Origin of the sequence: Streptomyces sp. NPDC060002, assembly GCF_042737245.1 — a bacterium.
Taxonomy (GTDB): domain Bacteria; phylum Actinomycetota; class Actinomycetes; order Streptomycetales; family Streptomycetaceae; genus Streptomyces.
Map to the genome: position 1 here is coordinate 67,969 of NZ_JBHWUW010000017.1, position 24,919 is coordinate 92,887.

Annotated in this window: 17 protein-coding genes, 1 tRNA gene and 3 pseudogenes; 8 read left to right on the forward strand and 13 right to left on the reverse strand. The window is 68.9% G+C overall.

Features of this window, described 5'->3' with window-relative positions:
• Positions 1-18: 18 nt before the first annotated feature.
• Positions 19-378, forward strand: coding sequence for an excisionase (locus ACFWBD_RS17590; RefSeq protein ID WP_385667479.1), 360 nt, complete (start codon positions 19-21; stop codon positions 376-378).
• An 843-nt stretch (positions 379-1,221) separates the two neighbouring features.
• Here ACFWBD_RS17590 and ACFWBD_RS17595 read toward each other — a convergent pair.
• From ACFWBD_RS17595 to ACFWBD_RS17630, 8 genes are all read right to left on the reverse strand, one after another.
• Positions 1,222-1,707 carry a DUF4265 domain-containing protein gene (locus tag ACFWBD_RS17595; RefSeq protein ID WP_385667480.1) on the reverse strand — a complete coding sequence of 162 codons (486 nt, stop codon included), beginning with the start codon at positions 1,705-1,707 and terminating at the stop codon, positions 1,222-1,224.
• 939 nt (positions 1,708-2,646) lie between these two features.
• Positions 2,647-2,823 (reverse strand): excisionase family DNA-binding protein, encoded by a 177-nt coding sequence (locus tag ACFWBD_RS17600; RefSeq protein WP_385667481.1) that lies wholly within the window; start codon positions 2,821-2,823, stop codon positions 2,647-2,649.
• 1,065 nt (positions 2,824-3,888) lie between these two features.
• Positions 3,889-4,059, reverse strand: coding sequence for a hypothetical protein (locus ACFWBD_RS17605; RefSeq protein WP_385667482.1), 171 nt, complete (start codon positions 4,057-4,059; stop codon positions 3,889-3,891).
• A gap of 8 nt (positions 4,060-4,067) precedes the next feature.
• On the reverse strand, positions 4,068-6,035 hold the full coding sequence (locus ACFWBD_RS17610) for a hypothetical protein (protein ID WP_385667483.1): 1,968 nt from the start codon (positions 6,033-6,035) through the stop codon (positions 4,068-4,070).
• A gap of 186 nt (positions 6,036-6,221) precedes the next feature.
• On the reverse strand, positions 6,222-7,493 hold the full coding sequence (locus ACFWBD_RS17615) for a TIGR02679 family protein (RefSeq protein ID WP_385667484.1): 1,272 nt from the start codon (positions 7,491-7,493) through the stop codon (positions 6,222-6,224).
• Complete coding sequence (locus ACFWBD_RS17620) at positions 7,490-11,746, reverse strand: TIGR02680 family protein (protein ID WP_385667485.1); 4,257 nt, start codon at positions 11,744-11,746, stop codon at positions 7,490-7,492. Before ACFWBD_RS17620 ends, ACFWBD_RS17615 begins: the two co-directional genes overlap by 4 nt.
• Positions 11,743-13,068, reverse strand: a complete 1,326-nt coding sequence (locus ACFWBD_RS17625; RefSeq protein ID WP_385667486.1) for a TIGR02678 family protein — start codon at positions 13,066-13,068, stop codon at positions 11,743-11,745. Before ACFWBD_RS17625 ends, ACFWBD_RS17620 begins: the two co-directional genes overlap by 4 nt.
• On the reverse strand, positions 13,065-14,705 hold the full coding sequence (locus ACFWBD_RS17630) for a TIGR02677 family protein (RefSeq protein WP_385667487.1): 1,641 nt from the start codon (positions 14,703-14,705) through the stop codon (positions 13,065-13,067). Before ACFWBD_RS17630 ends, ACFWBD_RS17625 begins: the two co-directional genes overlap by 4 nt.
• A 167-nt stretch (positions 14,706-14,872) precedes the next feature.
• Here ACFWBD_RS17630 and ACFWBD_RS17635 point away from each other — a divergent pair, with 167 nt between their 5' ends.
• Together ACFWBD_RS17635 and ACFWBD_RS17640 are read left to right on the forward strand one after the other, a co-directional pair.
• Entirely contained in the window at positions 14,873-15,517 is a 645-nt protein-coding gene (locus ACFWBD_RS17635; protein WP_385667488.1) for a DUF433 domain-containing protein, read from the forward strand.
• A 5-nt stretch (positions 15,518-15,522) separates the two neighbouring features.
• Complete coding sequence (locus tag ACFWBD_RS17640; protein ID WP_385667535.1) at positions 15,523-15,984, forward strand: hypothetical protein; 462 nt, start codon at positions 15,523-15,525, stop codon at positions 15,982-15,984.
• An 88-nt stretch (positions 15,985-16,072) separates the two neighbouring features.
• Here the strand turns inward: ACFWBD_RS17640 and ACFWBD_RS17645 are convergent, their stop codons facing one another.
• Positions 16,073-16,825 carry a hypothetical protein gene (locus tag ACFWBD_RS17645; protein WP_385667489.1) on the reverse strand — a complete coding sequence of 251 codons (753 nt, stop codon included), beginning with the start codon at positions 16,823-16,825 and terminating at the stop codon, positions 16,073-16,075.
• A 576-nt stretch (positions 16,826-17,401) separates the two neighbouring features.
• Here ACFWBD_RS17645 and ACFWBD_RS17650 point away from each other — a divergent pair.
• The 4 genes and pseudogenes from ACFWBD_RS17650 to ACFWBD_RS17665 form a co-directional block, all read left to right on the forward strand.
• Positions 17,402-18,118: pseudogene (locus tag ACFWBD_RS17650) on the forward strand (FtsK/SpoIIIE domain-containing protein); the annotation flags it as partial.
• Positions 18,119-18,205: 87 nt separating this feature from the next.
• Entirely contained in the window at positions 18,206-18,919 is a 714-nt protein-coding gene (locus tag ACFWBD_RS17655) for a DUF2637 domain-containing protein (RefSeq protein WP_385667490.1), read from the forward strand.
• A 15-nt stretch (positions 18,920-18,934) separates the two neighbouring features.
• Positions 18,935-19,030, forward strand: a pseudogene (locus tag ACFWBD_RS17660) (Mobile element transfer); the annotation flags it as partial.
• Positions 18,997-19,479, forward strand: a pseudogene (locus tag ACFWBD_RS17665) (tyrosine-type recombinase/integrase); the annotation flags it as partial. The pseudogenes ACFWBD_RS17660 and ACFWBD_RS17665, both read left to right, overlap by 34 nt.
• Positions 19,480-19,595: 116 nt before the next feature.
• Here the strand turns inward: ACFWBD_RS17665 and ACFWBD_RS17670 are convergent.
• From ACFWBD_RS17670 to ACFWBD_RS17680, 3 genes are all read right to left on the reverse strand, one after another.
• A tRNA-Pro gene (locus tag ACFWBD_RS17670) sits at positions 19,596-19,669 on the reverse strand.
• A 42-nt stretch (positions 19,670-19,711) separates the two neighbouring features.
• Entirely contained in the window at positions 19,712-20,497 is a 786-nt protein-coding gene (locus tag ACFWBD_RS17675; protein WP_385667491.1) for a Pr6Pr family membrane protein, read from the reverse strand.
• A 204-nt stretch (positions 20,498-20,701) separates the two neighbouring features.
• Entirely contained in the window at positions 20,702-21,628 is a 927-nt protein-coding gene (locus tag ACFWBD_RS17680) for a metallophosphoesterase (RefSeq protein WP_385667492.1), read from the reverse strand.
• 94 nt (positions 21,629-21,722) lie between these two features.
• On the opposite strand from ACFWBD_RS17680, the gene ACFWBD_RS17685 reads away from it, so the two are divergent.
• Positions 21,723-22,187 (forward strand): GatB/YqeY domain-containing protein, encoded by a 465-nt coding sequence (locus ACFWBD_RS17685; protein ID WP_385667493.1) that lies wholly within the window; start codon positions 21,723-21,725, stop codon positions 22,185-22,187.
• A 191-nt stretch (positions 22,188-22,378) separates the two neighbouring features.
• Here the strand turns inward: ACFWBD_RS17685 and ACFWBD_RS17690 are convergent, their stop codons facing one another.
• Positions 22,379-24,655: a transglycosylase domain-containing protein gene (locus ACFWBD_RS17690; protein WP_385667494.1), complete on the reverse strand. Its 2,277-nt coding sequence runs from the start codon at positions 24,653-24,655 to the stop codon at positions 22,379-22,381.
• Positions 24,656-24,919: the final 264 nt, after the last annotated feature.

Genomic DNA, 24,919 nt, shown 5'->3' on the forward strand with positions numbered 1-24,919 from the left:
TGCTGAAGGGAGGGTGTGATGGAGACACCGGCGGACTGGGAGGACCGGCTCGCGCGCTGGCAGAATGAGCTGGAGCTGTTCGAGCAGCTGGACGGGACACCCTGGGTCACGCTGGCCAAGGCGGAAGCCGAGACCGGCGTTTCCCGCTCGGCCCTGCGCTCCTGGTACCGCAACGGCGAGATCCGGTCCCGGCTGGTGGACGGCCCGAACGGGCCGCAGCGCCTGGTCCAGCTGGACGCGGTGATCGAGCGCGCCGCCGCGTCACCGCGCATCCAGCGCAGGGCGGAACGGGAAGTCAGCCTCGAAGCCCAAGTAACCCTGCTACGGCACCGGGTCGACCAGCTTGAGCTGCGGCTGGCCGCACTGGAACGGAAGTGACCGGCGCGAGCACCACCATGCCGTCGGCCCGGAACGGTGCCACCGTCGCCGCATCCGCCTGCGGGCTGTAGGGCCGGCCGGCCCAGCGCCGCCCGGTAGGGGACGAGCCGACACCGAGCTCGGAGCACTCGGCCGACACCACCGCCGTCCACGCCGCTGTACTCCGCTGCTGTACCGCGGCACTCATTGCGGCGCCGCTCCGCCTGGTCGTACTCGGCTGCGCTGAGCTGGGCCAGTACGCGATCGGAGGCTCGGTTCGCTGGGCATCGCCAACAGCGCGTCGGCTGGCGAACACGGCGGAAGAACGACGGTGACCCCTGGGGCGGGGTGTTGCCCCCTACGCCCGGAGGTCCGGCGCGGGCCGGATACCGTTCCCCGACATGAAGATCGCGATCTGGTCCTTCCTTGCCCTGCTCCTCATCGTCGGGGCCATCGGCGGCTTGCTCAGCGCCGTAAACGGACACGATGCCCCAAACATCATCCGCGGCCTAGTCGTCAGTGCCTGGTTCTCGTGGGGGGCCTGGGGCAGTTGGAAGAGGGCATCTCGCCCCCGAACCCCGGGAATTGCCCCTATCCAAGAACCGCGCCAGAGACCTTGGCGGCGACGATGACCCCTTGCCGCCCGGCCCCTCCCGACAGTCACGTGCCGTGCGTCGCCGAACGAGGACCACTGGAGGCACGAAGGCTCCGTCTTCCTGCCCTGGGTCCTACCGCGGATCTTGGTGACCTGCGTTTTCCCTGCTTGGGAGCGATGCGCCCGTGCGCCTGGTGGTCGTCATTGGCCGCTGTCGAGCGACCCCGGACGGCCCAGGGACGGCCCAGCCGTGGATCACATGAACGGCCTCAGGTGACGGAGGCAGCCCGCCACTGCGCGGTGATGCAGCCCTGTTCCATGTCCCACCACTCCTTGGCCGCACCGTGGTTGAGCAATCGTTGCACCTTGGCGAGATCGGCGGTGGGTGGGACGTCCAGGGCGACCATGCGGAAGCGTTCTATGCCCTCGCCACAGACGCCGAGTTCGTGAAAGGCGTTGAGTACGCTCTGCCGGGCAGCTCCAGAGCCGCCGCCACGGAGCACGATGAGGCGGATGGTGCAGTTCTCGGAACGCCGAACCACCTCGCCGGCCCACCGCACGCCCTCCTCGTCGGGCTCGGTGGCCACGACGTCCCCGCAGGCGATGCCTCGCACGAACCAAGGGATGTTGTCGAGCCGTACGGTGCCGTCGCCCTGGTCGACGGCCCACAGACTCTCCACCGAGGCCGGGGGCCAGTCGTCCTCGATCTCAAGCCGGAAGTGCACCTTCACGTACGTGCCTTCGGGGTTCGTCATGGTGCCCAGGATGCACAGCCCTGCCGCGCCGACCGCAGGTGGGTGACCGGAGACGTCTGCGCAGAGTTGGACACCGGTTTGCCTGTGCCTCAGCCGACGACAGTCAGCCACGACGGCGGATGCGCCGACCGATCAGGCGCGCGTGTGTCTCGCTGCACCCCCATCGGCCTCAGCCGCGCTGCCGTGCCGTCGACCAGAGCAAGCCGCGCTGGCCGGACCGTGACAACGGTGCCTGAGCCCTCAGCTTGGGAAGCTGAGGGTACCTACGGTTCGCTCCGGTCCTGACCTGCGACGGAGGGCGCGGACGCCTGGTGGACGGTCGATGGTGTTCCCCGCTCTTACCCGTGGTTCCCCGCATGACCTGGCATGCATCTGGCACGCGTCGCCTGACTTCAGATCGTCAGGAAGTTGGCTTCATTACATGACCCAAGGCGACAAGGCCGATTCCGACCACTGTCAACGATGGATGCTCGAACCCCCCGCCTGCAACGAGTAGAGCGCCCGCTCCCCAAAGTCTCGGCTGTCGAGCGTGGCGCTGTAGCCATCGGCCCGGCATACGTCCGAGAAGTAGGCCATGTAGGCCGAGAACAACACAGGCGAGCCAGAGTGTTCCGACCAGAATCAGCAGCGGCAGCAGGAAACCCGCAAACGATGTTGACATGGTGGTCCCCCGGCGAGGTGGTTGCCTAGGTCCCTGCGCGGAAGTCTGGCATGTACATACAGACGCAGACGGTTGGACCTCTTCGTCCCGAACGCGGTCAAGGGCCCTCGTGACGTAGCAACCAAGCTATCAGGGCTGCTCGTTCGGCTCCAACGCAGTCCACTACTGTCCGGGGCCGTCCTCTTGCGACTGCACCGTTTTGGCCCCCTGTTTGGTCCCCGGATAGTGCGCCTCGTAAGCCGCCGTTTCCCCGGCCAGATGGGACCACCACATGGGTATCACGCCGTGTCTGAGTGCCTGTCCATCTCCATTGCCATCTTGTCGACAGCGGCTTCAGGGATAGCTCGTATACCCCCGCTCATGTGGACCGCAGGAAGCTTCCCGCGGCGGATCATCCGGTAAACGGCCCCACTGGTTACGCCAAGCCTGGTAGCGACCTCTCCCACTGACAGCATTCGGACCGTTGCCCCTTTGGGCCTACGTGGTTGTGGGAGGGGAGGACCTGACAGACCAACCTGCACCCGCGGATGCGTACCCTGCTCACTCGAGGGGTGGTCAACGCTCGTCGATCCGTTGATCTGTTCGGTGTCGTCCTGAGGTGGCGTTCCGCCGGAGTCATTGGCGGGTGGGGCTGGTTCAGGAAGCACCGCGACTGGAACGCGGGCAAGCGCAGCGACGACTTGGGTAGCCGAGCCGCCCGGACGTACCCCTTGCGTGCTGGGGCGAAAGGCGTCGGTCTCGCGGGCAAGCGCAGTGAGCACTTGACGAACGAAGGTCTTAGGCGACACCCGCCTCTCCTCCAATCGGGGGCGTGGGCTGAGCTGGGGAGGTAGCGGATGAGTTTGGATCCGCTGGTGTTAGGGGCATCGGAGTGACCTGGTTTGGTACAGGCTCGACGGCTGGATGAGAGAGTCCCTGCCGCAAGAGCTGCTCAACTATCTTTGGGGCAGCCACGCCAACCGCGATAGCTCCCAGCGGTCCCGCGATCTGACCTGAGCTTCCGAAAGCTGCGGCTAGGCCGGCGCCGAGAGCGTTCCGTATGACCACCGCGACTAGGTACGGGGCGAACGGAACCTCGTCAGGCATCCTCCACGGGAAGCCCTTCACACGCTGTATCGCGCGATACAGCTCCAGAGCCTCGACCGCAGCGGACCCCGCGAGCCCCCATAAGCAAGCTGTCCACCACTCCACGCTGGCCTCCCCCTGATGAGCGCGGCGGCATGATTGGTCCAGCATGGCGGTAGACGGCTGCTCTGCGCCATAGAACTGGGTGTCTCTGGCAGGGGCGGTTAGGCCGGAGTACGACCACCGCAGTCTCTCCAAGGTAGTGGTGAACGGTACGGTCGCAGCGGGCTCAGCGTCCAGGCAGTAGGGGCGCCCCCTCGCAATCGAGGGGGTGCCCCTACTGCCTGTTGCGGTGACTGGCGATGCGCGAGAGCGTCACACTTTGCTCCTGGACCGCTTGCTCCCGAATGAGGTTCGGGTGCTGATTTTGCCTGCACGGATGATGTTTTACCTGGTCAGAGGGTCGGACTGTCGTGGTCTCGGGTGGCCTCGAAGGGGCTCGGGGAGCGGGTCGGCTCCCAGATGGCTCCCGAGGAGCCACTCGTCCGGACATCGCCGTTGACGTTCTTCATGTACTTGGCGAGGCACTCGGGGATCATGCCCACGAAACTAAGACCGATCAACATGGCTCCTGTCATCGTCCCTGCGGAGGCGTCGGCCACGCGGTCCCCTCAACTGCCGCGTCGAGGAGATCCCCGAGCCGATGCCAGGCGCCCGGGCCGGCGTGCGACATGGGGCTTGCCGCGAACCGTTGCCACGCCTCGTCACGGTCTCCGAGCGCCTGGGTGACGTAGGCGGCGACTGCGGGATGAGTGGTGTCGTAGCGACGGCCACGGGCCTTCAGCGCTGACCAGGCAGGCAGCAGCCGGAGCAACTCCGCAGGGCACTCGGGCCGGGCCAGCATGATCTGGGCCCAGCGCCCACGAAGGTCTGGTCCGCCGCCCAGGCGCCTACGCAGGTGCAGCGTTAGATCGAGCAGTGTGTGCTGTGGGACGGAGTGGCGGGCCAGTACATCGTCGAAGGTGAGGGACTTCCGGTAGGAGCCGGCGGCGAAGGAAAGCAGGGCCTCCTCGACGAGCGTGTCGTTGCCCGTGTGCCGGTCGAGGTAGGCGCTGAGAACGTTCTCGTCGGCGTCCGCCAGCTTCTTGAAACCGATGTCCTGCGGGTCGCCGAGGGAGGCCGTGCGTCGGCCCGGCAAGGCGGGGACGGGATCGGTGATGAGCGGCATGATGGTGGCGATCAGTTCATTGGCCCGTCGGTTCTCCTCCCACGCGGAATGGCCGGAGGAGGAGTAGCCGTGCGCACCGGACCGGGCGGACAGGGCCCTCCGGGTTTCCTGCACTACGAGACGTGCTTTCTGCCGCGCCTCGTCCGGGACTTCGGGGAGATGCACGAGGAGTGCGTGCAACCAGCCGAGATCACGCACGACCGGATAGCGCGAATCGGGGTCCGGCTCCCAGAGGCTCAAGGCAGTAAGGGAGATGGTCGCGAACCGGGTGCCGAGGGCGGCGACGAGTTCTTCGGACGCCCGCCATTCCTGGGGCCGTCCGAGACGCCGGGCCTCGCTGGGGTTGAGGAGGAACCGCCAGGTTTGCCTGCTTGCGCGCTCCACCCAGGCGACAGCGGAGCGGCAGGCCATGGTCTGGAGGTACCCGGACTGCATCTCCTCGTCGAGGAATCGCTCCACGTAGTCCCGCTCCTCCTGGGACGCAGCCGCCAGCTCCTCGGCGTAGCGCTCCCGTGCCTGCGCGGGCGTCAGCCCGTCCCGGCAGGACCGGGAGATCCGGGTGAGGAGGACCGCTCGACCGAAGTACTCCAGGTCGTGTGCGGCGACTTCCTCCAACAAGGCCGGTTCGACGTGCCACGGCAAGGAGCCCAGCAGGTGCTCGCACACCACGCGATCGGCGGCGGGGTGCCGCGCGGACCAGGCCAGCAGGGTGCGGTGATGCTCCGTCTGCGCCCGGAGGATGCCGGACCACATGTTGTCCCAAGCGTCGGATGCGGCACGGTGGCGCTCCATCCACGCTTCGACGTCTTCTTCGCCGTCATGCTTGTCCGGCCCGAACGGGAGGCAGTCGAGCGCTGCGACGAACACGTCCTCATGCAAGCCGTGTTCACCGAGTACGAGCTGGGCGGGAGTCGGAGCCGTCAGTAGCTCGGGGGTGATGGTCAGGCCCGTTGCCGAGCGGCGGTGGAGCTCAGCAACGACGGCGCGGATGAGCGCTGCCCCGCCCTCTCTCCGGCCAAGCACACCGAGTCGCGCCTCAGTGCACTCCCGTAGAAACTGTGCCCTGTATGCGTCCGGGCAGGCGGGGTGCGACAGGGCGACGCGGGTCAACTCCATGCGGTCGGTCGTCATGTACGGCTGCGGTTCGCGATTCAGATCGCTCTCCACCGCCGTGGCCAACAGCCACTCGGGTGCCGACTGCGCGAGCGGTCCCGTGAGCAGGGCCATGAGCAGGCCGTCCCGGTCCGTGCCCTGGGGTGCTGTGCGTATCGCCTCGACAGCCATGCGCGTGGGCGGGGAGTCGTCGGACGCCTGTGCGATGACCGTACGCAGGAAATCGAAAGGTAGGGACGTACGGGATTCCGCCGCGGCCATCGGACTCCAATCTCCGACACCGCACCCCTGGCCTCTGATCGGACCCACCCGGGCGCGGTGACGTACCAGGTGTGGGCGTCAATCATGCCGAAAGGGACTGACAGCGCGAGCGGTTAAGGACATACGGGTCTGGAGGGGGCTTGCGGAGCAGATTGGCTCCCGGAGTTCAGCACGGCGCCAATGTCTCTACGTCTGGCGTGACAGATCGGCCACCAAGAGGTCGAGGGTTGCTTCCTCGTGAAGCGCGACGCCGAGGGCAATCATGGCAGGGGAGAGATCTGGGTCCCAGTCCGCGCTGACCGGCTGGCCATCGAGCGCCAGTTGAGGGATGCCCTCAGCCTGGCTGCGAGCGGCCAAGTGCTCGTAGTCCGCGGTGCCCATGCGCCAGGGCCGAGCTCCGTAGCGGCGGATGACCCGGTTGGCCAACGCGATCCCCGGCCAGTCGAAGTCGCCGTGGTACGCGAAGCGGCAGCCCGTGGCGGCGAGGGCGTCGAGAAGCGTGAAAACCACTGTGGCGGCGCTGCCGGACGTGCACACGAGGGGCCTGACGCAGGCTGCGTCGGCCGCTGCTTCGACTACACGTGGGTTCTCACAAATGTGGATGAGTGTTCCGGTGGGGAGTTGCAGCCGCAGGGTGTGCAGGTCACGTGGTGTGAGGTGGGATTCGGCGTGATGGTCGGCCCGCTCCCGTAGGGCACGCTCCTGCCAGCCCTCGCCATCGGGGCGCATCCCGTAGGTCAGCACTGTGCTGGAGACCTCGTCCGGCGTGACGGACACCAGCCGCCACAGAGCGCGTCGACCGGCCGCGTTGTCGGGGAACTCGGTGCCATGGGCGAGGGCGACACCCCGTTGGACGAGGCGCGCGAGCCAAGTGCCGTCGTCCAGGCCGTGCGCGGAGCCGGTCGCCATGGCGGCGAGTTCACCTCGGCCGCGTGCACAGCCCCGCTCGGGTCCGAGGAGGGTGGTGAGGACCTGGACCGCCTGCTGGAGTGTCCACACCGCCGCTTCGGACGTCACTCCTCGCGGAACGCCGGCCCGGCGCAACAGGTCGTACCACTGCCGGGGCCATTCCTGGCCGGCGAGTGGGGAGGCGTCCAGTGACGAAGCGAGAGACGACCACACCTGCTCCCGCCGCGCCGTCGCGTCCGCCCGGGCGGCACGGCGGTTGGCGAGGGGCTGGCCGATTTCCTCCAGGGTCTGTCTCAGCCCGAGTCCGGCGGCCGAGGCACGAAGTCGTGCGTCGAGTACGTCGAGCCGTACGGTCACGGCGGCACCGGTGAGAGGTTTGCCCAGCAGGAGGGACAGGTCGTTGCGTTCCTGGGGGTTCATCGCGGTGAGCCGGAGGGAGCCGGTGGCCTGTACGCCGTTGCTCTCCAGTCGTTTGCGTACGCTCTCCCAGAGTCGGGTGAGCCCGGGGCCCGTCAGCCATTCGCGCGTCGCGGCGGGCAGTGCGCTCACACGGACACCAGACGCCGGTGGCGGCCGTTCCAGGTGTAGTGCAGGGTGGCCACGCCTCGGACATGGGGATCGCGGAGGCACTCGTAGATGTGCAGGGACGGAACCTCGGGCCAGTTGCCCATGAGACGCTCGCTGGTGAGGACGAAGTCGAGATCGAGGTCGACGAGGATACGGCCCAGCCGACCGTGGGTGGGTTCGTCGACCTTGGCGAAGGCGTCGTCCAGGAGGATCAGCCGTGGCGCGTGCGGAGCCGACTCGGCGAGGCTGGTGAAGTGGGCGGCGGCTGCGGCGAAGAGTACGAGGTAGGAGAGCACCCGTTGTTCGCCCTGGCTGAGCCCGGTCCGGCCGGTCAGCTTCCTACGGCGGCCCGGAGCCGCGTCCTCGACGACGAAGGCGTGGAAGCGGAACCAGTCGCGGTAGTCCAGCGCGGTTCGCAGATGGGCGGCGTAACCGGCTGAAGGATCGGCGCGTCGGGCATCCTCGATCCGGCGTTGCAGGACTTCGCGGAGCTGCTCGGTCTCCTCGCGCGTTCGGAGGCTCGACGGACTGCGCAGCAGGTCCACGGCTGCCCGGACGTCCGCGTCCACGTCTTCGTCCAGCTTCCACAGCAGCTCGACGCCAAGACCGTGGGAGGTGCGCACGGTCCGCAGGGTGTCGTTGAGAGCCGCGACCAGGTTCGCCGCGGTGATGACCTGTGTCGAGAGATGGTCACCGAGCTCGCCGGTCAGGAACCGCTGGAACACTTCGCGTTCGCGTTCGGTGAGCCGTCCTCGGGCCTCCGCGGCCTGGCCCGCGATCCGCTCGCCGACGGCCGCGACGTCATGGGACCCGTGGTCGTCGACCAGTCGGCAGACCTTGATCCCGTCGCGTTCCTCCAGCTGTGCGTCGAATCCGCCGGCCAGTTGGTCGCGCAGATCGGTGTGCCGGTTGAGCAGGGTGCTGTCCGACACCTCGCCCTTCGGACGGCCCAGTGCCTGCTCCACGGCCTCGGCGAGAGCCCGTAGCGCGCGCAGACGGCTGCGGACGTCCACGCAGGGATCGTCCGACACGTACTCGGGCAGCGAGGACCGATCAAGGCCGGCGCCGAGCACCACCTCCGGTCGGCCGAGAGCACCGCGAAGAGCGCTGCCGGTGTCGATGACCTCCGTCTCCTGGTCCGCCAGGGTCCCGCGCAGACGCTTCTCGTCCTCTTCCGCGCGCACGCGCAGGTCGTGGAGGTCGTCGCGGGCTCGTTGTGCCCCAGGCAGGGCGCGGACGGCGTTCGCAATGCGCTGCTTGGTCTCTTGCTCGCGGGTGAGGATTTCCTCCTCGGACGATCCGATGGCCTCCTCGCGGGTCCGCAGGTCCTGCTCCGCGGTGCGCAACCCGGTGAGATGGACCCGGTAGCTCTCCTCCGCGGCCAGGCGATCCTCACGGGCACGCTCGTACCGTTCGGCATCCGTGTGATTCGCGCCGAGCCGCTCGCCCGTGCCGCCGACTGCCCTGCGCAGATGTCCCACACCGCTGAGCAGGGCAGCCAGTGCGGTGCGTACGCGGTCCAAGGCGTCAGGGTCGCCGGGCAGGTCGTGGGCGGTCGCGGTGGCGTCCGCCTCGGCACGCGCCGACACCGCGAGAGCGCGGGCCTCCTCGGCCTGCCGTGCCGCCCGGGTCGCCTTGGCGGTCAGGTCACGCAGGGTCCTCTCGGCTGATTCGGTCCTGCTCCATGCGTTCGCGAGATTTTGCGCCCGGGGGAAGTCCCGTTCCGCGAGTGTGAGAGCCCGACGCATGGCATCGGTTACGGCGAGCTCCTCGCGGACGTCGGCCAGCCGCTGTTCCGTCTGCGTGATCCGCTCCTCCAGCTCGGCGAGGATGCGCCGCCGGGTCTCGGCGCGTACGGCGGCCCCCACGTACTCGGTGTCGCCCTTGTCGTGACGGCCACTGAGCACGCCCAGACGCCAACTGCCGTCGTAATACACCGCGTTGTGTGTGGCGGCCTGCGCTGCCGGTGTGAGTGCGATAGCGGCCAGCAGGCCCTCCACGCGCTCGGACGTCACACCGCACCCCGGTTGAGGGGCCGGGCGCAGGGCCGAAGCGAGAGTCGGTCCGTCGGACAGTACGGGACCGGGCTGGAGGAGGGTGTCCCGGGTACCGGGGTCGAGAAGGACGCCGTCCGCGCTTACCCACGCGTCCAGGATTCCGCTCGCTTCCAGCGCCCCTTCGAGACCGGCCCGGTCGACCGGTGCCAGGTCGTCCGCGAAGTCCACGAGCCGGTAGAAGGGGGCTCCACTGCCCGGCGCCCTCTCGGCGATGCGATGGTGCGGGGCCGACGGCTCAGGGTCGGTACGTTGCTCCCAGTCCCGCTTCTGCTCCGTCAGGCGGTCGAGATCCTCATCGAGTCGGCCGACGCTGAGCGCCAGTGCGTCCCGGAGTCCGATGAGTTCCTCGCCGTACGGTTCGAGTGCGGCCTGAGCGGTTCTCCACGCCTGGCTGTCGATGTCGGGTGACAGAGTGCGGTCCGCGAACGGCGCGTCGGCGGAGGTCTCGTGGCCGACCGTGGAATGGACGGCATCCAGCGACGGGCAGTCGGGCCCCAACGCGGTCCGCGTGTGCGCCGCCCACTCAGCGACGCTGCGGGCATAGGTGCCGCTCTCCTCGGCGACCTTCTGGCGGCTGACGTCTAGACGGCCGGCGGCCTCTTCCGCCTCGCCCTCCAGCCGTTCTCGTTCGGCATCGGCTTGAGCCGCCCCAGCGCGGGCCGCGTCCGCCCGCGAGATGAGGCGGGTCACTTCCTGGACGATCCGGGCCCGGTTCTTCGCGACCGTCTCGGCGTCCTCCAGCTGGTTCTGCCAGGACCGCAGTCCTTCCTGCGTGGTGACCGTGTCCACGCGGGCCGCCGACCGGTGCCGTACGGTGCGCGTCCCCCCGTCTGGAGTCGCCAACTCCGTCTCGGTGGACTGAGACAGGACGGTGCGTGACAGAGCCACCGCCTCGCCGAGATGACCGGTGGGGAGCCCGGCTTTCTCCGCCTGCGTCAGCAGCTCCCGGTGTTCGGTTCCCAGCTCGGCCAGCCGACTCCCCAGGTGTTCGACCCCTTCGGCCAGCCGCTCCGCCGTGCTCTCCTCCGCGTCGTGCGCGTTGCGCAGGGTGGTGAAGGCAGCCACGGCGGCGCTGCGCATCGCCTCCACCGTGCCGCGGCGTTCCGACAGTTCGCGCAGGCTGCGGTAGGCGTGACTGGCGTGCAAGGCGGCCAGGTCGGTCCGGGCTGCCTGTTCTTCCTCGCGCAGGGTCTCCAGCCGGCCCTCCGACTCCTCCTCCTGCGTCCGCAGGTCGCTCGTCCGCTGGGCGGCGTCTCCGGCCGCCCGGCGCCGCTGCGCGAGGACGCCCAGCTCGTGGCTGACTCGCTGCGCGGAGGTACGCAGGACTCCGGCCAGGTAGCCGCGGTAACTGGTGAGGAACGTGCGCAGTGCCGTGTCGGTGCGTTCCAGGCGGCCGAGTTCGTCCCGTACGGCGTCGAGGTCGTGGAGGTTGCGCGCCACCTTCTCGACCACGTCCTCGTCGAGCCCCGGCAGGGTTTCGCTGAGCAGGGAGGCCAGGCCCCCGTGCTCGATGCGGTCCCCGACTGTGGGGCGCCGCAGCCGGTGGAGGAGCTGGGTGAGATTGCGGTAGCGCGTCGCGTCGGTGACGCCGAACAGGTCCCGGGCCACCCGGGAGCGGTGCATGACGGCACGCTCGGTCGTGTTGTCGGAGCCGACGATCTCCTTGAGCCGGTCGACCGGCAGCGGCTTTCCGCCCTCGACCAGGTGCAGATCCTCACCGATCCGTAGCGGAGTGACGAAGAACGTCGGCAGCGCCTTCTGCGTCGACTTCGACGCGCGGATGGCGACACCGAGCGTCAGGAAGCGGTGGCCGCCGTCTTCGGCCGTGCCCCGGAACTCCACCCACAGGTACCCGAGACGATTGGTCTGCTCGAACCCGTCCAGCATCAGCCAGGGGAGCGTGGTGCGGCCGGTGCCGGTCGCGTCCAGCGCCCGGGAGTCGCCGTCCAGAAGATACGGGAGCAGCATCTCCAGGGCCTTGGACTTGCCCGCGCCGTTCTTGCCGCGCAGGAGCAGCCGTCCGTCACCGAAGGCGAACTCCTGAGCGTCGTACTGCCAGACGTTCTGGATGCCTGCCCGGTGCAGTCGGAAGCGGGTGCCGGTGGTCGTCGCGGGGCCGGTGGTTGTCGCAGCGCCGGAACGCGGCAGCGGAACGAGGCCACGCGCGTCGGTGGTCATAGCGGCAACTCCTCTTGCACATCGGTTCCTTGGCGAGCCTTGGCTGCCGAGCGCACGGTCACGAGGGTGGCGTAGCGCGCCGCCGCGGCCAGCAGCACCCAGCCCTCGCCGTCGGGCCGTGCGCCATGGACATCGGTCACCGTGCGTCCTTCCGGCGCCTCCTCGACGTACCCCTCCGGCAGCCCTTCTCCCTCGGCGCGCAGCCGCCCGGCGCGGGCCATCAGCCGCATGCGGACCAGCAGGTCCAGCACGGCCTCCCGCAGCGAGGGAAGGTCCTCCAGGTAGCCGCGCTGCCAGTTGCTGCGCTGCCCGTACTCGGCGATGAGCTCGGCGAGCACCTCGTCCACCAGGCCGTCCGGGACAGCCACCCCGATGACGAGCGTTCCGCCGGTCGCCGGATGCCCCGGTTCCTGCGGCCGAAGCCGTTCCACGAGCCGTTCCACCAACAGCAGCGCGGCCTGTGCGACGGTCCCGGTGCCCGGCAGGTGCAGATCCGTCAGCTCCTCCTCGGGGTCCACCAGGGCCACGCCCTCGGCGCGGATCTCCATCTCCAGACCGAGGAGTTCCGAGAAAGCCTGGGCTTCGCGGCGCTGCCGGGTGCGCAGCCAGTCGCGCTCGGCGTCGGTCAGCTCGTCGAGGTGGACGACAGGTGTCTCGACGAGCATCCGGCGCACATAGGTGCGCGGCCCGCTGAACCCTGGGTCCGCTGCCCGTCGGACCAGGTCCGCGCCGTCCCGGGCCTGCGCGAGCGGGCCGGCGACGATCACGCGTGCCAGCTCCCGGTCCACCGTGATCAGGGCTTCCCCGCCCGCCTCCTGCGCGATCGCAGCCACCTGGCCCTCGGTCTCGACGAGGACGCCCCACTCGACGAGCCGGCGCAGTGCCGCTACCAGGGTCCGCTTTCCGGCAGCCCGGCCCGTCTCCTCCAGCTCGATCCCCGCGTCGGCGGCAGCGGCCCTGATGTCGGCGACCAGGTGCGAAAGCAGCATCTGCTCGGGCGCGGTCACCAGCACGGACAGGGCGAGCGCGAGGCAAGCGTACGTGTGCGGGGTGAAGGGGGTGCCGGTGGAGCGCTCCAGCCGGTGACCCGATCCTGCCCCCAGCCCCGCCTTGAACAGCCGGGCGAAGGAGCTGTCGACCAGCAGGCGGTAGCCGAGCACCTGCTGGAACCGTTTGCCCAGCCAGTCGGCATGCCTGCGGATCAGCGGGAAGAGGTCGGCGTGAGGGCCGTCCGATGCGACCAGAGGGTGGGCGAGCAACAGCCGGGCGGCGGAACGGCGTTCGGCGGCCAAGGCTACGTCGTGAGTCGAGGGAAGGGTCATGACACGCTCACCTCAGCCTCGCGGTCGACAACGCCTTCACCGTCGACCGCGGCGGCGATACGGCTGATGTCCAGCTCCAGGTCGTCCAGCAGCAGGTCACCGTCGGCCGAGTCCAGCACCGTCCGCGTGCCCGCCGTCCGTCGCACGGTGAGCCGGATGCCCAGTTCGGCGTCCTCGCTGCGCGCCGAGTCGAGGTCGAAGCCCGCAGTCCCCTCCCCGCTCCTATCGGCGAGTCTCCTGAGCTGAGCGTTTCCGAGTGCCGTGGCCAGCAGTTCCAAGAGCAGCCCGAGCGCCGCCGATGTGAGGCGCACCTCGGCGAACCGACCCGACGCGCTGCGCAGTTCGTCCGCCGCCGCTGTCCGGGCCGCCGCCCGCTGGCGGGCGGCCTCCCGGAGCCGCTCCTTCTGCGCGGAGTGGTCCTCCACCGCGGAGGCCCGGCCCCGCTGGGCACGGCTGCCCCTCTCCCGCAGGGCCACCGGCACCTCGACCACCGGACCGGTCCACCAGCTCGTGTAGGCGGGCACCACCTCGTCGGTGGCCGGGGGTATGCCCAGATGGCGGGCGCCGTACAGACCGAAAGCGGCGACGGCGATGTCGTGCGCGTCCTGCGGCGCCGCTTCCTCGAACCAGCGGGCCAGCCGCAGCAGATCCTTACGCCGGGACATCTCCCCGGTGGCCGACCGCAGCATCCGCTTGGCGTTGGCGAGCAGCGACTGCAACGCGCGCAGCGTGGCGTCCCGCAGCTGATCGACCTGACTGCCCTGACCGTCGGTGTCCCTGAACCAGCCGCGCAGGCCCTCCCAGTCCCCGAGCTCGCGGCCCCGGCTGCGCTGGACCCTGACCTCCAGGCGTCCTTCGCCCTGCGCCGACAGCCCGGTGAGCCCCTGGGCGTGGGCGTCCAACCGATCCAGCAGAGCCGGGATGTGCGGCCACAGCGTGTCCAGTGCGGCCGAGATCCGGGGCGAGCGGAACGCCACGTCCTCCGTGATCGCCTCGACGTAGTCCAGGAGCAGTTCCTTGAAGCCCTGGTACTCGGCGCTGTCCAGGTCGTAGCGGGACAGCACCTGGCCGAGGTAGGCGTAGAAGTCACGTATGGAGTCCGCGAACTCGGTGAACTGCACGAACAGCGTGCTGATCCGCTCCAGTCCGTCCTGCGGCTCGATGCCCCCCGGCGCGGTCACGAGGCCGGCCAGCTCCCGCAGCCCGCGCTCGACCAGGGCCAGCAGTTCGTTGCTCACCTCGCGGGCGGCGTCGGCCTCGGACAGGACCCCATCCGCGTCCCGCTGGATGCGTTCGCCCAGTTTCGACAGCTGGTAGCGCGAGCGAGAACGCTGGTACTCGCTGATGCTGGACGCCTTCACAGTGTGGCTGCTGCGCAGCAGGTTTCCCCAGGTCACCAGCTGTTCCAGCCGGACCGTGAGAGTGTCGCCGTCGAGCCCTGCGGCGGAACCACCGCTCTGGCGTAGCTTCGCCATGATGTCCGGGACGGCAAGGTCCGCCAGCAGCGTTCCGCAGAAGACCCGCATGATCGCGAGGTGCTCCAGTCGCTCGGGCGCGCTGAGGTACGTGTACGCGTCCAGCCGCCGTCGCGCTCCCTCGCCGACGTCCTGACCTGCGCCGGATGCTGATGCCTCCATGTCCGTGAGGTTACGCGGCGCAGCCGGGTGCCGCCGGTGAGTGGCGGAAATGCCACGGACCTGTGGCAGGCCCCTGAATGGGCCCTTCGGCTTCTGCGCCGAGTGGCTTGCAGGAGAATGGGGTACGTTCAGGCCCGTATCGGCAGGGGCGGAAGGAGGCGCGCGCGGTGTCGTACGAACCGAAACTCGCCGCGGCTCTTTCCGGCGCGACACTGCGCCAGCTGTCCCACTGGCGCCGAGCCGCCGGGCCCAAGGGCGCCGTGCTCGTGCCCGAGATCTCCAGCGAGAGGCCGATCCTCTACTCGTTCCGCGATGTTGTCGCGCTCCGCATCTGTGTGCAGCTGCGCGAAGAGGCTTCGTTGCAGAAGATCCGCCGTGCGCTGAACACGCTCCGGGAAGACCTCGGCGAGTGGAAGCACCTGTCCTCGTACAAACTCGTCGCGGGCCCGGACACCATCTACCTGGCCGAGCCCGACCACGCCGTGGACCTGATCAAGGGGGGCAACGTGGTCATCCACCAGATGGTGGATGTTCTCGCGCCCTTCTACAAGGACGGTCGAAGCATTCCCGCTCTGCTCACCCCCCGTGAGCATGTCGCGGTCGACGAGTCGGTCCGAGGCGGCGAACCGGTCATCCAAGGCACAAGGATCCCTGCGTCAGATGTCGCAGCCCTCGTGAGGGACGGCGTCCCACCGGACCAGATCGGTGAGTTCTACCCAGGCGTGACGGCCGAGGCCGCGCGCGACGCCGCCGACTTCAGCGAGTACGTCGACAGCTATGGCAGCAGCGAGCCCCGGCAGGTCGTCGCTTGAAGCTGTTGCTCGACGAGAATGTGCCCCGCCCCATGACTGAGATCGTGCGGATCCTGCTGAAGGCACATGAGGTCGTCCACGTCCACGAACTCAAGGGCTGGACGGGCACGAAGGACATCGAGCTGTACGCCAAAGCCAAGGCCGACGGCTTCGAGGTCGTCATCACCAACGACACCAAGCAGCTCAGCCGGCCACTCGAAGTGGCGGCCATCGCACAGTCGGGCCTGCATCGCATCGAGTACCGCCAGAACAACAAGCACGGTGGCCTGGTGGGCCTGGGCACGGCGATCGCCACCGTCTGCGCGGCCCTTCCCCACGCCCTGTCCGAACTCGAAACAGCCGACGGCCAGCGTCTCGTCGCCCTGACGTCGATCGACCCGACCCGGCAGAAGCGACTCCAGATCACGGACCCGGCCGTCACTCCGCCGAAGCATTGGCCGGGGCGTGATTCGGCCGCTGAGTCCTGACACCTCGACACACGAGGGCTCCCGGCCGGCACCCCATGGGAAGCGATGCTGGGAAATGACGCGGCGCCGCCGACTGCGCTTCGTCTCATCAAGACTCGCTGCCGAGCTCACCCTGGAGCTCGGCGATGCGCCGTTGGGTTGCCGCCGCGCTCTTCTGCTGACGGGTCAGCTTCGCCTCGGCGGCTGCCAGTTCCCGGGCGAGCCGCTCTCGATCAGCAACCGTGCGCTCACGGATGGTTCCGTCATCGTGATACGCGGGCCCTACCCGCTCACTGCTCACTACTCCGCGACGCTCTCCGCATTCCGGGCAGTCGACGACGCGGGTGGAAACGCGGCTGTGCTCGCGATGCTGACGGTGGGGCACCACATGGTCGCAACGGAGAGTGAGGTCCCAAGTATCGAGGTCTTTCTTGCTCTCCTCCCGTGAAGGCCAGGATGCGAACAGGCTGGCGAGCTTCTCTATCTGCTTCGGCCCCATCGGCGGTGGCGGGCAATAAAAGCAGCAGTGCGTCACCCGAGAACCGCTGACGGACCACCGAGCATCCCGGCAGTCGGCGTGCCGCTCGCGGAACCTCTGGGTGGCTTCCTTGTACTCGCGCTTCTCCGACTCGGACAATCTCATGAGGGGATACCAGTCCCCCAGCTCATCCTGCATGGGCTGACCGCAACCGCGACAGGGCTCACCGGCCACGTACTCCGCCCAGCTGAGGCACGTACCTTCTCGCTTCCACCGTTCATCCCGCTCGCGGCGACGACGGTCGTCCGCTTCGGCATCGAGGGCCGAGCGCAGAGCACGTTTGTCGGCTCGTTGCCGCTTCTGCTCCTCCGTGAGCTTGGCCATGGGCTTCACCCTTCGCTGCACCGTGTTCTCGTGCACGACCGTGGAATCCATGCTGGCGTGGCCGCCCCGTGCGCCGGCTGCCCGTGTCCCGGATGACGACCTGTGATCGGACCTGGATCGCAAGCGGCCTTCAGGCGACTGGTGTCGTCTGGAGCGGGCAGCCGGAGGTTGCTGATTTGATACGCGGTCAGAAGCCGCACTGCAGAGAGCACGGACGACAGGGCACACGACGCAAGGGCCAATCTTGCCAGCCCCGTGACCTGCCCCGAACCGGTACTTGCGGAGCGTCTGTGACTCAGCGCTACGACTGGTCACGTATCTGAGTGTGGGCGTCACGGGAAGTGATACCCCTGGCTGTTTCAGCACCTGGCTGGTCCGCGGGACCCTGGCCAAGTCCCGCCCTACCTGGGGATCGACGGGTCTGATGCCATGGACGAAGTGGCCGGTTGGGACACCATCGTTGGGGGCGATGTGGGGACATCCACGTGATGGAAGGGACCGAACGGCGATCGGCGGAGTTCCGCTGGGAGGCGGTTGGCGCGCTAGCGGGATGACTGGCGCAGCGCGGATCAGCGGCTGGAGGAGATCGCGTTCGCAACCCGGTTGTCCGCCCTCGCCGACACTCCGGACCGGGCGAACGAACTCCTTGACGTCCTGCTGGAAGAGATGGAGGCACGGTTCCGTCTTATCGGTCTCTCGGCCGCTGCGGGCCCGGACCCCGTGCTCACCTCGGACGTGTGGGGGCTGCCTGACGCGGTGAGGCCGGTGCCGGTCGTGGTCGTCGTCGACGAGGTCGCGGAACTCTTCCTCGCCGCGAGCCGCGACGACGAGAAGCGACGCGACGCCATGGTCACGAAACTGATCCGGATCGCCCAGCTCGGCCGCGCGGCCGGCATCTACCTCGAAGTGTGCGGGCAGCGCTTCGGCTCCGAACTCGGCAAGGGTGCGACCATGCTCCGCGCCCAGCTCACCGGCCGCATCTGCCACCGGGTCAATGACGAGTCCTCGGCGAACATGGCGCTCGCCGACATCTCGCCGGAAGCGGCTCTCGCCGCCACCTCCATTCCGGCCGAACGTCCCGGCGTCGCGATCGTCGGCGACTCCTCCGGCGGCTGGTCCCGCGCCCGCTCACCGCACCTGTCCCTCGACGAGGCGGCGGCCATCTGCCGCGACACGGCCGCCCTGGTGCCGGAACTGCCCCGCCTCGACTCCTTCCGGCCTACCGTCGCCATCGAGTCCTCCAAGGCGCTCACCCCGGCCGGCGTGCCCGCCGCCCGCCCGGTGACCGAGTAGCCGCACCACCCTCCCCACGGCCGGCGTGACCGCCTCGCGCCGCGTCCCTACCCCTCCCACGCCTCGAACAGGAAGGAACCCGAGCCGATGCGCGCCCAGTTGGCCCGTGTGGACGCCGTGATCGTCCAAGCCGTCATCGCGGGTGCCCTGTCCTTCTCGCACCTTCACGACCTCGCCGACGCGGCCGGACAGGGCGGCTGGAAGGCATGGGCCTATCCCGTCTCCGTCGACCTGCTGCTCGTCGCGGCCTGGCGCCGGATGCGCGAACAGCAGCGTGCCGGGCAGCAGGCCGGGGGACCGCGGCTGTGGTTCCTGATCGCCCTGGCCGCATCCCTCGGGGCCAACATCGCCACTGCCGGGCTCCTCGACCTGGACGACGTTCCCGCGTCGCTCCGCGTCGTGGTGGCCGGCTGGCCCGCCGTCGCCTTCTTCGGCGGGACCCTGCTCGCCCACACGCCACGCACACCGGACGCACCGACGGCCACGGCTACACCCGAGACGGACACCGAACCGGCCCACGTCCCGGCTGCGGTCGACACGCCCCAACACGACGCGCTTCCGGCCCTGGTCACCGGCCCGGACTCGGATTCGGAGCTGGCCGCAATCCCCGAACCAATCGCGGCCGTCCCTGCCCCGACGCCTGCCCTGGCCGTCACCCTCCCGCCCGCCCTCGTCGACCGCGCCCAGGCCCTGGCCGAGGAACACCGCGCCACCACCGGTCTCGCCGCCGACCCCGACGCCGTCCGCGCCCGGCTCGGCCTACCCCCGTCCATGACGGCCTCCGTCGCCGCCCACCTCTGAGAGGGGACGAACACCGTGAACTCGCGCTTCCGTAACGTCCGCCGCATCGGCCCCGTGCAGGTTGCTTCCTTCATCGCCCGCGGCCGCAATCGCATATCGCCGTGTGGCGCTCGGTCCGAAAGAGCGGGGACACCAAGACCCGGAAGTCCCGGCGCACGCTTGCTCTGCCGGCGCGCTGCGTCGGTGCCCTGTGGCAGCAATTCGAAGATCAGGGCTGGGATCGGCTCGCCGCCGACGAGAAGTGGGAGGAACACGGGCTCGTCTTCTCCTCGGCCGTCGGCAAGCCGCTCGACGCCGCCAACGTCCGCCGCGCCTTCCGGCAGGCGCTCAAGGACGTCGACGGGATCGACGCCGACGAGTGGACGCCGCGGGAGCTCCGGCACAGCTTCGTGTCTCTGCTCTCGGACCGGGGCGTCCCGCTGGAAGTGATTTCGCGGCTCGTCGGGCACTCTGGGACGGCTGTGACGGAGGAGGTCTACCGGAAGCAGATCCGGCCCGTCATCCAGACTGGCGCGGTCGCCATGGACGGTATCTTCGGCACCGATCCGCGGCGGCCGTAGCTGTCGTAGTCACGCAGTCGAGCACTCAGGAATCGATAGTCACGCAGTTAGACACGCAGCAACGCCAGAGGGCCCTTACCGACTCGGTAAGGGCCCTCTGATCTGCTATTTAGCTGTCGGGGTGGCGGGATTTGAACCCACGACCTCTTCGTCCCGAACGAAGCGCGCTGCCAAGCTGCGCTACACCCCGATGTCGCTGCTTGTCCTGCTTGTCGCGGCGACGTCGTTTACTTTAGCCCACCGGTGGCCCGAGACGAAATCCGGTTTTGAGGCGGCGGCTGATCGGGTTCGGGCGGACGTGGTCGAGGGCTACGAGGAGGACCGCGAGGGCGTAGAAGGAGAGGCCGAGGAGGAGGGCGTTGGCGAGGGCGTGTTTGTAGCCGTGGGCCTCGACGTCGAAGAAGGGGTAGAGGTAGCGGCCCGGGGTGCCGACAGGGATCAGCTGGGCACGGGTGAGGGAGAGCGCCAGGTAGGCCACGGGGTAGATCATCCAGGTGACGGCCCGGCGCAGGCGGAGCCGGCCCGGGGGTGTCAGCAGCAGCCAGTCCAGGACGGCGGCTGTGGGTGTCACCGTGTGGATGAGTTGTCCGGCGGCGAGGTGCCAGCCCGTGGGGGCGGTCGCGGTGCCGGTCACCGAGAAGGGGGTCGCCGCGTCCGCCAGGAGCAGGTGGTAGACCAGTCCGGTGATCGTGACGTAGAGCAGTGCGGCGCCCGTCAGGGCGGCGGGGAGGGGTCGGCGGGCCGTCCACGCGCGGCGGGCGGACAGCAGCGCGACCAGGGCCAGCAGGATGTTGCTCTGGATCGCGAAGTGGCTCAGGACCCGCAAGGGGCTGCCGAGCAACAGGGCGAGCGTCACGCCCGCGGCCGCCGTTCCGGCCAGCAGCAGACGCAGGACGGCGGCGAGTGGACGCCGTGCGGGGGTCACCACCGCCGAGGCGGGGACGGAGGAGAGCAATAGCGCGTGGGTCCGCGGGATCGCGGGCAGATCCGGGATGTCCCTGGGTATCGGCGCGGTCATACCTTCACGCTAGGCAAGCATGTCAAAAGGGGCTATTCGGGAGGGCCGTTCGAGGGAATCGCCGTCGCCCCCGCTACCTGCGACCCGCCGCTGTCTCCGTCCCGTTTCGCCCCCCGCTCCTTCCCTCCTGCCCCTTCCCGCCTACCCCGTCCCCGCCTACCCCGTCCCCGCCTACCCCGTCCCCACCTCTTCGGGCTCCTCGCCCTACTCCTTCTCGACCAACGTCAGCAACGTCACCTCAGGCGGGCACGCGAACCGCACCGGCGTGTAGCGGCCCGTTCCGCATCCCGCCGACACGTGCAGGTAGGACGTGTGTCCCTCCACCGTGTGCGTCGACAGGCCCTTCACCCGCTCCGTGTCCAGGTCGCAGTTGGTGACCAGGGCGCCGTAGAAGGGGATGCAGAGCTGGCCGCCGTGGGTGTGGCCGGCCAGGATCAGGGGGTAGCCGTCCGCCGTGTAGGCGTCCAGGGCCCGCAGGTACGGCGCGTGCACCACGCCCATCGAGAAGTCGGACGACGCCGACGGGCCGCCGGCCACCCGCGCGTAACGGTCGCGCTTGATGTGCGGGTCGTCCAGGCCCGTCAGCTCGACCGACGCGCCCTCGACCTTCAGCACGCCCCGGGTGTTCGTCAGGTTCAGCCAGCCCGCGGTGTCGAAGCCGTCGCGCAGGTCCTCCCATGGGTTGTGGACCACGTCGACGGCGGGCGCGTTGCCGTTCAGGCCGTGGCGTCCCTGGGCCTTCTCGAAGAGATAGCGGGCGGGGTTGCGCAGCGTCGGGCCGTAGTAGTCGTTCGAGCCGAAGACGTACGCGCCCGGGAACTCCATCAGCGGGCCGAGGGCGTCCAGGACCTCGGGCACACCGTCGGGGTCGGACAGGTTGTCGCCGGTGTTGATCACGAAGTCGGGACGCAGACCGGCGAGGGAACGCAGCCAGCGCTGTTTCTTGCGCTGGCCGCCGACCATGTGGATGTCGGAGACCTGCAACACGCGCAGGGGGCGCATCCCGGCGGGGAGGACGGGCACCGTCACCCGTCGCAGGCGGAAGGAGCGGGCTTCGAAACCCGCCGAGTACACCAGACCGGCGGCGCCGGCCGCCGCAATGGACAGAGGTACTGCGTATCGCGCGCGCATACGTCCATCGTGTCAGACGCCGCCAACCGCCCTTGCCCTGCCGCCCCTTAAATCGGCGGGCGTGCGGCCACCGACACCTGCGACAATCAAACCCATGACCACGCTCAAGTCGAAGCTTCAGGAAGACCTCAACGCCGCGATCAAGGGGCGCGACGAGCTCCGCTCCTCGACGCTCCGGCTCACGCTCACCGCGATCACCAAGGAGGAGGTCGCGGGCAAGGAGAAGCGCGAGCTCTCCGACGACGAGGTGCTCAAGGTGATCACCAAGGAGGCGAAGAAGCGCCGTGAGGCCGCGGACGCCTTCGCGCAGGGTGGCCGGGCCGAGTCGGCCGAGCGGGAGAAGGCGGAGGGCGAGCTGCTCGCCACGTACCTGCCCAGGCAGCTCGGCGAGGAGGAGCTGAACGACATCGTCGCCCAGGCCGTCGCGGAGGCGAAGGCGGCCGGTGCCGAGGGGCCGCGGGCGATGGGCGCCGTCATGAAGATCGTGAACCCGAAGGTGGCCGGCCTGGCCGAGGGTGGTCGCGTCGCCGCGGTCGTCAAGAAGCTGCTCGCGGGCTGACCCCGGCCACGCGACGGCCACGTAGAGCCGCGGAGCATCAGCCTCCGCCGAGCGCCACCGGCCCCGCACGACGAACGGCCCCTGCCTCTCCGTACGAGAAGAGTTCCCGTACGAGAAGCAGGGGCCGTTCGCCATGTTCACGGCCGTCGGCCGGCCGGAAGACCGACCGGCCGACCGTCGTCGGAGCGGTCTCAGCCGCGTCCGCCGCCGTTGCCGTTCCCGTTGCTCTGGCCCTGGAAGAAGGTGCCTCCGTCGGTGCCGCCGGTCGAGTTGCCGCCGGTCGTCGTGCCGTTGGTGAGCAGACCGGTGAGGAAGCCGTCGTCCTCGTCGCCCGCGGTGTCGCCGTTGTTGTCCCCGTTGTCACCGTCGTCCTCGTCGCCGCGGTCCTTGTCGGGCGGGTTCGGGATGTTGACGAGGTTGAAGGACGGGGCTTCCTTGCCCTCGAGCGCGCCGGTCATGGCGTCGCGCCAGATCGGGCCCGGGGTGTCACCGCCGTAGACCTGGGAGTGGTAGACGCCACCGATGGTGATGTTGGTCATCTCGACCTTCTGGGTGGCGCTGCCGACCCAGACGGCGCCCGCGAGGTTCGGGGTGTAGCCGACGAACCAGGCGTTCTTGCGGGAGTCCGTCGTACCCGTCTTACCGGCGTTGGCGCGGCCGGACAGACCGGCCTGCTTGCCGGTACCGGAGTCGGTCACACCGCTCAGCAGCGTGTTGACGGTGTCCGCGGTCTTCTCGCTCATCGCGCGCGAGCAGGTCGACTTCGGCACCTCCAGCGACTTCTTCGTGCCGCCCACGGTCTGGGTGATCGACTCGATCGCGACCGGGGTGCAGTACATGCCCCGGCTGGCGAAGGCCGCGTAAGCGGTCGCCATCGTCAGGGGGGAGAGGCCGGTGGAGCCGAGGGTCATCGACGAGGGCACCTCGGGGACCTTGTCGCCGTTGCCCTGGACCACGCCCAGCTTGTCGGTCATCTTCACCACGGGGCACATGCCGATGTCGGCGAGCATCTGCACGAAGTAGGTGTTGACCGACAGCTCCATGGCCTTCTTCAGCTGGTACGGGCCCTTCTCGGACTCGCTCTCGTTCTCCAGCTTGTCGTTGCCCTGGTTGGTCCACGGCTTGCTGCTGCACGTCTGGACCGTGGCCGGGTACGGCATCTCGTACGGCGCCGGGTAGCTCTGGTTCGCCGGGCGGCCCTCCTCCAGCGCGGCCGCGGCCACGAACGGCTTGAAGGTCGAACCGGTCGGGAAGCCGTAGTTCGAGCCGCCCATGGAGGAGTTGACCGAGTAGTTGTACTCGGTCTCGTTCTTGCCGTAGCCGTACGGCTTCGACTGGCCCATGCCGAGGATCTTGCCGGTGCCGGGCTCGACGAGCGTGGCGGCCGCGGCGACCTTGTCGGACTTGTAGACGTGGTCCTTGAGCGAGTCCTGGACGGACTTCTGGGACTGCGGTTCGAGCGTCGTCCGGATCGTCAGGCCGCCCTGGTTCCAGAGCTTCGCCCGCACTTCCTTGGTCTTGCCGAAGACCGGGTCGCTGAGGAAGACGCGCTCCACGTACTTGCAGAAGAAGCTGGCGCCCTTCACGGCGGTGATGCAGCCGTTCTTCGGCTCCTTGACCTTCAGCCCCAGCGGGGCTCGCTGCGCCGTGGCGGCCTCGGTGGTGGAGATGTCGCCGAGTTGGGCCATGCGCTGAAGCACGACGTTACGGCGCTTGGTGGCCGTGGCCGGATGCTGCACCGGGTCGTACATGGTAGGGGACTGGACGATGCCGGCCAGCAGCGCAGCCTGGGGGAGGGCGAGGTCCTTGGCGTGCTTGGAGAAGTAGCGCTGGGAGGCGGCCTCGACGCCGTAGGCCTGCTCGCCGAAGAACGTGATGTTCAGGTAGTTCTCGAGGATCTTCTTCTTGCCGAGTTCCTCCTCCACCTGGATCGCGTACTTCAGCTCGTTGATCTTGCGGCCGATGGTCTGCTGGGTGGCCTGCGCGACCTTCGTCGGGTCGTCGCCGGCCTCCTCCACGAAGACGTTCTTCACGTACTGCTGGGTGAGCGTCGAGGCGCCCTGGGAGACCCCGCTGCTCTGCACGTTCTTGTTGAGCGCGCGCAGGACGCCTTTCAGGTCGATCGCCCCGTGCTCGTAGAAGCGCGAGTCCTCGATCGCGACGATCGCCTTCTGCATGTACGGCGAGATGCTCTTGAGGTCGACCACGGTGCGGTCCCGCGAGTAGACCGTGGCGATCTGGCCGCCGTCGGCGTCGAGGATCGTGGTGCGCTGGCTCAGCGGGGGCGTCTTGAGGTTGGCCGGGAGTTCGTCGAACGACTCCACCGACCCCTTGGCGGCGAGGCCCAGCGCGCCGAACGCGGGCAGGGCGATACCGGCCAGCACGGCTCCCGCGAGCACACTGACACCGAGGAACTTGGCGGCCTGCTGCGTTGGCGACAGACCACCGCCCGAGCGCTTCTTTGGCATGAGGGCAGCCTACGTTCTCATTCGCCGGACACGCGTCAATGCCTTGGCCTAAGCTGCTCTCAACTGTCACAGCAGCAGGACTACGTATCAATACGTCCGGCGACCCCGAATCGTTCCGGAGGTTCCCCAACTTTTTTGGTGGGGACGTGTCCGAATCCGCCTTGTGTGTCACCCGGCGTCCGTTGTGACTCAACTGAACTGTCCCGGTTGCCGGGAAAGTCGCATATGTCGCGGGCTCACTCCCCCGGGTGATCTGCCGCTTAC

Bases quoted from the DNA above. Each gene is read 5' to 3' on its own strand.
- ACFWBD_RS17630 (WP_385667487.1), bottom strand. From the start codon at position 14,705: ATGGAGGCATCAGCATCCGGCGCAGGTCAGGACGTCGGCGAGGGAGCG.
- ACFWBD_RS17600 (WP_385667481.1), bottom strand. From the start codon at position 2,823: ATGCTGTCAGTGGGAGAGGTCGCTACCAGGCTTGGCGTAACCAGTGGG.
- ACFWBD_RS17610 (WP_385667483.1), bottom strand. From the start codon at position 6,035: ATGGCCGCGGCGGAATCCCGTACGTCCCTACCTTTCGATTTCCTGCGT.
- ACFWBD_RS17595 (WP_385667480.1), bottom strand. From the start codon at position 1,707: ATGACGAACCCCGAAGGCACGTACGTGAAGGTGCACTTCCGGCTTGAG.
- ACFWBD_RS17685 (WP_385667493.1), top strand. From the start codon at position 21,723: ATGACCACGCTCAAGTCGAAGCTTCAGGAAGACCTCAACGCCGCGATC.
- ACFWBD_RS17680 (WP_385667492.1), bottom strand. From the start codon at position 21,628: ATGCGCGCGCGATACGCAGTACCTCTGTCCATTGCGGCGGCCGGCGCC.
- ACFWBD_RS17645 (WP_385667489.1), bottom strand. From the start codon at position 16,825: ATGGCCAAGCTCACGGAGGAGCAGAAGCGGCAACGAGCCGACAAACGT.
- ACFWBD_RS17675 (WP_385667491.1), bottom strand. From the start codon at position 20,497: ATGACCGCGCCGATACCCAGGGACATCCCGGATCTGCCCGCGATCCCG.
- ACFWBD_RS17605 (WP_385667482.1), bottom strand. From the start codon at position 4,059: ATGTTGATCGGTCTTAGTTTCGTGGGCATGATCCCCGAGTGCCTCGCC.
- ACFWBD_RS17655 (WP_385667490.1), top strand. From the start codon at position 18,206: ATGCGCGCCCAGTTGGCCCGTGTGGACGCCGTGATCGTCCAAGCCGTC.
- ACFWBD_RS17620 (WP_385667485.1), bottom strand. From the start codon at position 11,746: ATGACCACCGACGCGCGTGGCCTCGTTCCGCTGCCGCGTTCCGGCGCT.
- ACFWBD_RS17625 (WP_385667486.1), bottom strand. From the start codon at position 13,068: ATGACCCTTCCCTCGACTCACGACGTAGCCTTGGCCGCCGAACGCCGT.
- ACFWBD_RS17590 (WP_385667479.1), top strand. From the start codon at position 19: ATGGAGACACCGGCGGACTGGGAGGACCGGCTCGCGCGCTGGCAGAAT.
- ACFWBD_RS17690 (WP_385667494.1), bottom strand. From the start codon at position 24,655: ATGCCAAAGAAGCGCTCGGGCGGTGGTCTGTCGCCAACGCAGCAGGCC.